The 1,096-nt window shown below is 73.4% G+C and carries 1 protein-coding gene and 2 pseudogenes; all 3 read right to left on the bottom strand.

Going from position 1 to position 1,096, the window contains the following annotated elements; all coding sequences use genetic code 11:
• Nucleotides 1–143: pseudogene (locus ACFVFS_RS40850) on the bottom strand (ATP-binding protein); the annotation flags it as partial.
• A complete protein-coding gene (locus ACFVFS_RS40855) occupies nucleotides 124–840 on the bottom strand; it encodes a DUF742 domain-containing protein (protein WP_380630192.1) in 717 nt (238 codons plus the stop codon). The gene ACFVFS_RS40855 and the pseudogene ACFVFS_RS40850, both read right to left, overlap by 20 nt.
• Before the next feature lie 161 nt (nucleotides 841–1,001).
• Nucleotides 1,002–1,096, bottom strand: a pseudogene (locus ACFVFS_RS40860) (roadblock/LC7 domain-containing protein); the annotation flags it as partial.

Raw genomic sequence — 1,096 nt, forward strand, 5'->3', positions numbered from 1 at the left:
ACGGCTTCGGTGCGCAGGGGGTTGATCTCGGAGACGGCGCCGACGAGCGTGGTCTTGCCGACACCGAAGCCGCCCGCGACGACGATCTTCGCGGAGGTGGTGGCGCGGGTGGGGGCGGCCGCGTTAGAGCTTGCGAAGTCCACTGAGGACCCTTTCGAGCAGCGTGACGTCGGGCTGGGTTCCGGATTCGCCGCCGGATGCGGGCTGGTGGATGGCGACCAGGCCGGCCTCGGCCAGGTCGGCCACGAGGATGCGGGCCACTCCCAGGGGAAGCGAGAGCAGCGCCGAGACCTCGGCCACGGACTTGACCTCGGTGCAGAGGGTGCAGATCCGCTGGTGCTCGGGGAGCAGGGTGGCCAGGCGCTGCGGGTCCACATCGGCGGAGACGAGCGCCTCCAGGGCGAGCTCGTACCGGGGCCGGGTCCGTCCGCCGGTCATCGCGAACGGGCGGATCAGCGGGCCGGAGTCCGGCTCGTCCTCGAAGTCGTCGCCCGCCCCGGGATCCTGGGCGGGTCCGCGGTGGCCGGGCCCGGCGGCCCGGTGTCCTGCGGCCGGCTGCCCGACGGCCGGTCCGCGGCCGGGGTACTGTCCGACCGTCCCGTCCGGGTAGCCGGGCGGGGGAGCGTCGTACGAGGGCCGGGGCTGGGCGTACTGGTCGTACTGCCCCGGCGTGTACGGTCGGCCGTACGACGGCTCGCCGTAGTGCTGGCCGTGCTGGCCGTGGAGCGGCTGGCCGTACTGCTGACCGTGGCCGACGACGCCGGGTGCTCCGAAGGCGTCATGGCCCGTGCCAGGGTACGGAACGCCGTACTGGCCGCTGCGGTCGTCGGGCGGTGTCACGGTTCCTCTCCTCACAGGGTGCGGCGGTGCGGTGCGAGCTCGGGCACGGGTCCGGAGCCGGTGGTGCGAAGGCCGTACAACGCCCGAACCCGAGCCCGCCGAAGCGGGCCCGGGACGGACGCGGAGGTGCTTCGAATACCAGGACGGTATCCGACGGACCGTCAGTGCAGGAGACTGCCCTGGAGTTCTGCGCGGAGTGCGGGGGTGAGGACGGCGCCGGCGCGGTCGACGAGCAGGGCCATCTCGTATCCGACGA

Origin of the sequence: Kitasatospora sp. NPDC057692 (genome assembly GCF_042799475.1) — a bacterium.
Classification (GTDB): domain Bacteria; phylum Actinomycetota; class Actinomycetes; order Streptomycetales; family Streptomycetaceae; genus Kitasatospora.